Source organism: Escherichia sp. KCJ4928 (genome assembly GCF_004352695.1).
Taxonomy (GTDB): Bacteria; Pseudomonadota; Gammaproteobacteria; order Enterobacterales; family Enterobacteriaceae; genus ECMA0423.
The window spans coordinates 1-8,499 of the sequence record NZ_SJWV01000173.1; the positions used below are offsets into that span (position 1 = coordinate 1).

Genomic DNA, 8,499 nt, shown 5'->3' on the forward strand with positions numbered 1-8,499 from the left:
AACACACTAAGCATACATAACTGTTTTTAAACAAATTTATTCCGCATCAACAATCTACCAACTAAATTAAAACATTTCCTTATTTTTAAAGAACGGATAACTTATTGATTATCAACAGGAAGAAAAGAAACCAAACGTAACCCATCCAAATCCACCGGAATACGTCTGTTTTCTCCCCAGGTCTGAAATTCAAAACCCGACTCGGTATTGGTCGCCCAGGCCATCACCACATTTCCGCAACCAGCCAGTTGGGTAATTTGCTGCCAGATCATCTCCCGAATACGTTTTGATGTATCACCAACATACACACCGGCACGCACTTCCAGTAGCCAGATTGCGAGCCGTCCACGTAAGCGCGGCGGGACATTTTCTGTAACAACCACGACCATGCTCATCAGCCGCGTCCTCGATGACCGCTATCGCCCAACGTTTCAGGTTCGGGGATGGCTGGCGGTAACATATCCGGCGCAGGTTGTGGCGGTTCAATTTCACCTGCGGCAAGGACTTCCTCAATTAACGGTATTAATTTGCCCGTTAACTTAGTGCTACGGAAAATATCGCGACAGGCTAATCTGACTTCTTTATCAGGTTCTGCGGGTTGCCTCGCTGCTATTTCAAATGCCTTTGGCACAACCGAATCAAATTTAATGATATCGGCTATGTCATAAACAAATGAAAGCGGTTTGCCACTATGGATAAACCCAATAGCGGGCGCATATCCCGCGGCTAATACTGCCGCTTCAGATATACCGTACAGACATGATGTAGCAGCACTGATGCAGCGATTCACAACATCGCCTTTTTCCCAGTCTTTAGGATCGTATTTGCGACCATTCCATTTCACACCATATTGTTTCGCCAGTAATGCATACGTCTGGCGAACGCGAGATCCCTCAATTCCACGTAACTGCTCCACTGAACGGCGAGCTGGCTGTGGTTCACGAAAACGTAATTCATACATTTTGCGCACCACCTTCAACCGTAGATCTTCCGTTAAAGCCAGCTTTGCCTGGTAGAGTAATTTATCTGCCCGCGCCCCACCGGGTTGTCCGGAGGAGTAAACGCGAACGCCCGCTTCACCGACCCAGACCAGCAGTGTTCCCACCGTGGCGGCCAGATGCACCGCCGCGTGGGAAACTCTCGTTCCTGGTTCGAGCATAATGCAGGCGACCGATCCCACCGGAATATGCGTTCGGATCCCTGTTTTGTCGATCAGCACGAAAGCGCCGTCCAGTACGTCGATCTGACCGTACTGGAGGAAGATCATGGAGGTGCGATCTTTTAATGGGATCGGGCTCAGTGGTACAAACGTCACGCCTCTGCTCCGGGTTTGATCAGCATCAGACCACAGCCGAACGCCCGGCTTTTACCATACCCCTGGCTCAGGCGTTGCACAAATAACCCAGGATCGGTGACCGTAAGCATCCCCGTATAATCCACGCTACTGAACTGGATCAGTTGCCGGGAGTTTTCCCGCCGCAGTTGCTGTTGTCGGTAGGCATCAACCGAGGTATCCAGCAGTGTAAAACCGCTTCTCTCCCCCTGCGCTGCCAGCCAGTCCAGCGCCGCCTGTTGTTGATGCAACCAGACATCACTTCCTTCCGCCTGCCCCCTCACCTGCCGTTTCGCCTCCATCAGCAGATCGTGGCGCTTGCCCGCTTTACAGATTGTTGGATTCGCCCGCAGGTTGAAACAAAGTTGTTGTCCGGTACACAGCTCGGGCGCAAATGACCGGCATTCTATGGTGAACGTATCACTTTCCGCCGGGCGTTCCTGCGACAGTACAAAAAAGCGAAACGCGCCCTGGAGTTCTTCCCGACGATAAAGAAATTGCCTTTCTTTGCCGCCAGGGAAGAGATCCCACAGCCACTGATGCATCACATATTCACCGCGATCCACCAGATGCAGCAACTGCGCAGGCGAAAGCTGGCCGGTATGTAAGGTTATTCTTGAGAGGTACATGGTTCCTCCTTGCTGAGCCACGGCCCCTGATTGACGGTGCGTTCCCCAAACAGCCACTGCTGACGATTTAAAGGAACATCCCGGCGGCGTAATATTTTGCTCGCGACCAGGCCGTCGTGTTTCCCTTCCCACCAGCATTCATCCTGAAGTTTCGGGAGTGAGACTTTCAGTTTATGGAAATGATCCTGATACTGTTGGTATGCATTACATAAGGCATCACACGCGTTGCCTTCGAGCAGTAACGGCGCAAGAGGTAATGCCAGCGGATGACTTTTTCGCCCCAGATAAAGCGGAAAAACTGGATGGCGTAAACCGTCCTGCAACTGTTCGAGGCTGTAAGGCGCATCGGCTGTTGTTGCCACCGCCACCATCCACCAGGCATCGGTGTAGTAGTCGCGCCGGGAGATAATCGCGCTCAAAAGCTCAGGGTCGCTCAACTCTTCGCGACGGCTGAAATAACGTGCTTTACGCACCTCTTTTGGCATCTGGACCGTGTGATAATCCCGTGCCCAGCGCGGGTTACGGCTGGCGCAAACCACCAGTGAATAGTGGCGATTAAACGCGTTTAAGCGTTCGGTATCATCACGCCGAATCCCTACCCCGGCAGCCAGTAGCCCCAGCAATGCTGAGCGCGAAGGAAGTTCATGGGTATGACGAACTTCACCTGGAGCATCGACCCCCCAGGACGCCATCGGCCCATGAAGCTGAAAAATCAGATATTGGCTCATAAGCCGCCCCTTACGCGCAGATAAAGTCCAGCACGTCCTTCATGCTTCCCTGTTTGTTCATCACGTCAAAACTTGCGCATTCGGTCTTCTGTTCGTAGACCGTATTCATGTTTTCGCGAAGCGTTGTAATACGCTGCACCGCCACATCTAACTGACGTGTGCCATTAATGGGTTCATAGAAAGCCGCCGCCAGAGAGCGTGGTTGATCGGTGCCTTTTTCTGCCAGCGCCCAGGAGGCGTAGGCACGGCTGGCAAAGCTGTTCTGTTTGCCGGTTGGGGAGACTTTAAGTGCGGCTTCCGTAAAGGCACGTATGGTCTGATTAGCTAACGCTTCGTCACCGCCAAGGTTTTCGACCAGCAGATCTTTATCAATGCAGATATAGGTGTAGAACAGTGCAGAACCGAATCCGGTTTCACCAAGATGCCCGGCACCGGCATCTTCAGAAGCCTGGCGCAAATCATCAACGGCGGTGAAAAAATCATCTTCGACAATCGTTTCACTGACACCAAATGCGTGCGCTACCTGGCAGGCGGCTTCAACATTAAACTCGGGTTTATTCGCCAGCATACGACCAAACATGGCAATATCTACCGCCATACGGTCTTTGCGTAACAACGCGAGATCTTCCTCTTTTGGCGCGCGCTTTTCTTCTGCAAGCTGATGGGCCAGCGCTTTTACGGCGTCAAATTCTGCCGGGCTGATATGGACTAACTGTTCAGTTTCGGCGTTAGTGAGCGGATCTTTTGGTTTTTTGTCATTTTTAGCTTTCCCAAGATAATCAGCAATTTTTGCCGACCATTCGATGGCTTTTTTATCTTCAATCCCTTTCTCAATCAGGATAGTTGCCGCCTCACGCGCAATACGCCCACTGCGAATACCAATATGGCCCGCCAGTGCCTGTTCAAAAAGTGCAGAAGTGCGCCACGCACGTTTCAGACTTTGCGAGGAAACGCGCAGACGCGTTGCTCCACCCAGCACCACAGTTTTTGGCGCACCGGTATCATCACGGTTAAGGTTGGCAGCAGGGTAAGCGGTTAACAAATGAAGCTGAATAAATGTTGTCATGAGATAGTCCTTTATTGATTTTGTTCGTTATCGGCGTCGCCAGCCTGGTAATATTCCAGCGCCCAGCGGATACGGATAAATTCGGTTGGCCGCTGCTGGCGGCGGTGATGATTGAGCAGGTCGTCGCTCTCCTGGCACCAACGGAAGACCCCCTCTGCCAGAGAGTCAAGATTGACGGAACCGTTTAATAATCTGACTGCGCGGCGTAACTGGCGCAGTAATTCATCCGGTGTTTTTACTGCCGACAGACGAGTAAAACGCCCCTTTGACATTACCGCCGCCAGCTGCGCGGCAAAAGGCTGCCGTTCATCAATAGCTTTTACATTGGCGCTAACTGCGGCGACCAGCGCCAGTGCGGTAAAACGCCACTCTTGTGCTTCAATTTTCCACAAAGTGTGGGTCTGCATCAGCAGAGAACGAAACCCTTCTGACAAGCAAACATCATTAACCGTTGTGCTACGCCGCAGACTTGCACGATTGCCGCGTTTAGCCTGCAACTCTTCGCGCCATTTACGCAGCGTGGCTTTGTGCTCCTCTTTTACAATACTCATTCAGCAGCCTCCTGCTTTTTCTCCCTGGCGGCTTTAGCACTTTGCTTCTCCGCCGATGTTGTGAAATATTTCTTGCGCGCGGTCATAACGCGTTTCAAATCAACAGGCTCATATGGATTGGTGAATACACGCTCGTCAAAATCCTGACGCGCGAATAACCAAATTTCCTTTTGCCATTTGCCGAGTAATTCGTCCGCATCCTGACCTTCTTCAATTTGGCGCACTAACCTCAGGAAGCGATGCTGAGTTTTGTTCCAGAAGTCGATATCCACAAAACTGAAATCACCCCGTGCACCTTTTGGATCGGAGAACCACGCTTCTTTCAATGCACTTCGTAACAGACTTAGAATCCGTGAAGCCGTTTGCGCAGCCAGACGCAGTTTCGGTATCTGGCCTTCTTTTTTCTTGAGCAGCAGCGGGAAATGGTGTTCGTACCAACAGCGCGCTTTCATGTTGTCGAAATCATAGCCAAATCCCCACAGGCCTACTTTTGCCTGTTTCAGACTGCTGGCATTAAAGAGTTTCACCACCAGCGCGGGAAGTTCCGTATTGTTTTCTGATTTACCCGTTTCGATAAGGCCTAACCAGTCGCGCCAGATTAAACCGCCCGGTTGTGGTTTGACCGAGTAAAACTCGCCACCCTCTTTAAGTGGTATACGGTAAGGCGTTAAGGGATGCTGCCACATGGCATAATTCGCACCGTAATTTTTGGTCGTCATCAGGCTCAGGAGCGCGTCGCTCTGTTCACCGCAAATATCGCAGTTGCCGACTGTCGTGGTATTAAAATCAATACGAATACGGCGCGGCATTCCCCAGTAAGCCTGGAGTTTATTGACCTGATCATGGGTTACCACCGCACCGGCCAGTTCGCTGGTTCGCGTCGGGCCAAGCCAGGGGAAAACCAGATCGTCAAATTTTTTGGGTAGCGGTAAGTCGGCTTCATCCTGCGGCATCACATTGGGCCACAGTTTGCGCCACAAGGGCGTTTGTTGATTGCCTTGATATTCCTGTAATTCAATCAGAGTGGTCATCGGCCCACCGCCGCGCAAACCGGTGCGATAGCCTTTGCCGCCTGATGGCGCATTTAACTGTAGGGAGAACAGAGCTAACGCGGAACAATGAGGGCATACGTGTTCAGTCACGCCACGCTTAATAAAGTGGTCTTTATTAAACTTCGTTGTTTGAGCGCCGGGAATCTCAGGCAGTAGCGAAGCGACCTGAACTTTATCTCCCTTGAGCGCCTCGAAATCCTGCATAAATGAAGGGGAATCTGGCCCAAACTGGAAAGCATGTTCTAATGACTGCAATGCTTCCCGTAGCTTTTCAGCTTCCAGTCCGTCTTCCCAGATATCATCCCAACGACGATGATCTTTTGGCGCGAAGCTGGTTTGTAGTAGCCCCAGCAAAAACTGCCATACCGCACCCTGGAGATCTGCCCGCGGCGCAGCGATATCGACAACATTTTCATCAGCCAGATCGACTGGTGCCAGCTTGCCTGTCGTTCCGTCTTTAAAACGAACAGGCAACCACGGGGTTGTCAGAAGTGAAAACGAGTTCATACGCATCCTCTCGTAAAAAAGACCATCCCAGGTCGGTTGTCCATCTTTCCATCCTTTTCGGTGTATCAACTATTCAGAGAGTCCTGTCGCAGACATCTCAACCAACCTTGCCAATCAATCCTTCCGTAGCCGAATACCCGCAACTTTCGTCATCGTTGACTAAAATCACGTTTGCCATCTCCGGATCTTGTCGCTGTTCAATGCACCACAGCCTGAACGCCTCTCCCTCCAGTAAAGAAAACTCATCCCGATGTTTTTTCCACCAGCTTCGGCGCACTCTGACAACGCTCATTTCCCATGCGTGAGCACCGGTGGCATAAGGCTTCACCACACCGTCAATACAGGTAGCCAGCCACAGGGAAACAGACTCCTCAGCCAGACGTGTCGACAGTTTTTCCGGGAGGTAATCGTTGATATTGGCGGCATAGCCGGGCCTGAAGTTCAGCACAAACTTTTTAGCCATTGCGCGATCGCAGTAATATTTGCCCACTTGCTCCTGCTCGCTGCGGGCAAATCCTTCCGGCATTACCACGTCCTCACCGTAGACGGATTCAATAAGAAGCCGGGCTGCGTGTGGCATCTGAATAGCACCTTGCTCACGCAGCACACGCTGCGTCAGCCAGATTCGCCCATGATCGGGATAGACAAATGCACTGTTACGCATGGCACTGCCAAACCATTCGTCGCCAGGAGAGTCGTCCCAGACGGGAGCCAGAATCAGCAATTCAGGGGGGGAACGCTCGTCCTTTCCGTCACGCTTTAACTGACCATTAATATCGCGGATATGCCGCTGTAATCGTCCTGCTCGCTGAATCAGCAAATCAACAGGGGCCAGGTCGGAGATCATTTCGTCCAGGTCAATATCCACGCTTTGCTCAATTACTTGTGTACAAACAATGACTTGCGACGCTCTCTGTAAACTACAATATTTACCAAAGCGTGCCAGTGTCTCCGTTTCAATTCGCTGGCGATCGCTAAAAGCAAAGCGGCTATGAAAAAGTGAAAGGCTGGAAGCAGGAATGACGCCGCGGGCAAGCAGCTGACGATGAACCTTAATAGCGTCATCGACAGAATTCCGGATCCAGGCGATGCATTTCCCCTGACTTACCGCCGATTCGATACGCGCAATACACTCTTGTTCACTATGAAGCCAACCCACGCTGACGCTACGCTCAACGTCTTTGCGCGTCGCTACCCGGTGTGAGTTCACATCGGATTTCGTGACATGCGTCAGCCAGGGGTAATCATCCTTTTCCAGGAACGGAGCTTCTTGCAGGCCCTCTGTACCCCGCGCAAAGGCAGCGACGAGTTTGTCGCGCTGCTGTTGAGATAACGTGGCAGAAAGCAAAATAACGCTGTTTCCGCCACGCGCCTGCCGCTCGATCAACCCTTCAAGAATGCACGACATGTAAGCGTCACAGGCGTGGATCTCATCAGCCAGCAGGATTTTGTTACTCAGCCCCAGAAGCCGCAGATTATTATGTTTGAACGGCATCACCGCCATCATCGCCTGATCCAGCGTGCCGACGCCAATTTCAGCCAGCAACGCCTTCTTGTTACTGTCGGCAAACCAGGCCGCACATCCCTGACTGAACGTTTGTTCATCCGGTTCTTCTGACCCGACTAAATCACCAGACCAGAGTGATTCATTAAAGCGGTCCATTAATGTGCGGGCACTATGTGCCAGCACCAGGCTGGGGCGGGATTCTGGCGAATAGAAAGCAAGCCAGGTTTTGACCAGCCGATCGTACATGGCATTGGCCGTTGCCATTGTTGGCAGACCAAAAAACAGCCCCTGAGCTTTCCCCGCAGCTATCAACCTGTGCGCCAGGATAAGCGCCGCTTCTGTTTTACCTGCGCCAGTCACATCTTCCAGAATAAATAACTGCGGTCCTTGCTGGCTGATATCCAGATCCAGCACCTTTTGCTGTAACGGTGTCGGATTCTCAATAAAAGGAAACAGCGTATTAATTCCGTTGAAAGGCGCGACTTTTGCTTTTAGAGGAAAGACGGTTAAGGCGTTTTGAGCCTGAATTAAAGTTTTCTGCCAGTAACCTTTAATATCCATTGGGTGTGCGACGCGTGGAAAAAATCGCGTTGACGAACCCGTCCAGTCTGCGAGCACGACGGTTGCAGAGATATACCAGGAAAGGTGTTTTATAAGTTCAATGCCCTCATCATCATCCCAGAATGCGGGGATCTCTATGAGCGGAAACAGTGGTTTGATTTCAAGGAGAAAATCTCGTGCTGCAGCTTTGTCTTCAGGCAGAAAATTATCCAATTCATCCATACGATCAGGGGGCCGACCATGATGCCCTGTCGTCACGGGCATCCACATTTCTATCACTCGCCTAAGTTTGCGCGGAGAGAGCGAAGATGAAGGAAGTAACTCCTGACATTCACTTAAATAATGATTCCACAACCAGTAGCCCAGCGTTGAATGAGAGATTTTTTCGTAATTTTTTCTGGCACCTTCCTGAATCTTGAGTTCAGGGGGCAGGTAAAGTTGTTGAAAAGAGCGGGCAAATTTTCCAATATCGTGCCAGCACAGCAACCAGGCGAAAAATTGAGCCGCCTGTTCCTTGTCAGAAATCCCTAATTGACGAAAATAATCAGCCAGCCCGAAGCAATTT

Annotated in this window: 8 protein-coding genes; all 8 read right to left on the bottom strand. The window is 51.2% G+C overall.

Going from position 1 to position 8,499, the window contains the following annotated elements:
- Positions 1 to 101: 101 nt before the first annotated feature.
- Positions 102 to 395 carry a type I-E CRISPR-associated endoribonuclease Cas2e gene (cas2e, locus tag E0D98_RS18990; RefSeq protein ID WP_000063176.1) on the bottom strand — a complete coding sequence of 98 codons (294 nt, stop codon included), beginning with the start codon at positions 393 to 395 and terminating at the stop codon, positions 102 to 104.
- Positions 395 to 1,315, bottom strand: coding sequence for a type I-E CRISPR-associated endonuclease Cas1e (gene cas1e, locus E0D98_RS18995; protein ID WP_000144863.1), 921 nt, complete (start codon positions 1,313 to 1,315; stop codon positions 395 to 397). Before cas1e ends, cas2e begins: the two co-directional genes overlap by 1 nt.
- Positions 1,312 to 1,962, bottom strand: a complete 651-nt coding sequence (gene cas6e, locus E0D98_RS19000; RefSeq protein WP_000281442.1) for a type I-E CRISPR-associated protein Cas6/Cse3/CasE — start codon at positions 1,960 to 1,962, stop codon at positions 1,312 to 1,314. Before cas6e ends, cas1e begins: the two co-directional genes overlap by 4 nt.
- Positions 1,944 to 2,690, bottom strand: coding sequence for a type I-E CRISPR-associated protein Cas5/CasD (gene cas5e / locus E0D98_RS19005; protein WP_000085068.1), 747 nt, complete (start codon positions 2,688 to 2,690; stop codon positions 1,944 to 1,946). Before cas5e ends, cas6e begins: the two co-directional genes overlap by 19 nt.
- A gap of 10 nt (positions 2,691 to 2,700) precedes the next feature.
- Positions 2,701 to 3,756, bottom strand: coding sequence for a type I-E CRISPR-associated protein Cas7/Cse4/CasC (gene cas7e, locus E0D98_RS19010; RefSeq protein WP_000206431.1), 1,056 nt, complete (start codon positions 3,754 to 3,756; stop codon positions 2,701 to 2,703).
- An 11-nt stretch (positions 3,757 to 3,767) separates the two neighbouring features.
- Positions 3,768 to 4,307, bottom strand: a complete 540-nt coding sequence (casB, locus tag E0D98_RS19015) for a type I-E CRISPR-associated protein Cse2/CasB (RefSeq protein WP_000029342.1) — start codon at positions 4,305 to 4,307, stop codon at positions 3,768 to 3,770.
- The gene (gene casA / locus E0D98_RS19020; protein WP_001084104.1) at positions 4,304 to 5,866 is read right to left on the bottom strand and encodes a type I-E CRISPR-associated protein Cse1/CasA; all 1,563 of its coding nucleotides are present in this window, start codon (positions 5,864 to 5,866) and stop codon (positions 4,304 to 4,306) included. Before casA ends, casB begins: the two co-directional genes overlap by 4 nt.
- A gap of 97 nt (positions 5,867 to 5,963) precedes the next feature.
- Positions 5,964 to 8,499: CRISPR-associated helicase Cas3' (gene cas3 / locus E0D98_RS19025; protein WP_131890840.1), on the bottom strand; the 2,536-nt coding region annotated here is incomplete at its 5' end.

Coding starts and splice junctions, on each gene's coding strand:
- cas2e (WP_000063176.1), bottom strand. CDS start 395: ATGAGCATGGTCGTGGTTGTTACAGAAAATGTCCCGCCGCGCTTACGT.
- cas6e (WP_000281442.1), bottom strand. CDS start 1,962: ATGTACCTCTCAAGAATAACCTTACATACCGGCCAGCTTTCGCCTGCG.
- cas5e (WP_000085068.1), bottom strand. CDS start 2,690: ATGAGCCAATATCTGATTTTTCAGCTTCATGGGCCGATGGCGTCCTGG.
- cas7e (WP_000206431.1), bottom strand. CDS start 3,756: ATGACAACATTTATTCAGCTTCATTTGTTAACCGCTTACCCTGCTGCC.
- casB (WP_000029342.1), bottom strand. CDS start 4,307: ATGAGTATTGTAAAAGAGGAGCACAAAGCCACGCTGCGTAAATGGCGC.
- casA (WP_001084104.1), bottom strand. CDS start 5,866: ATGAACTCGTTTTCACTTCTGACAACCCCGTGGTTGCCTGTTCGTTTT.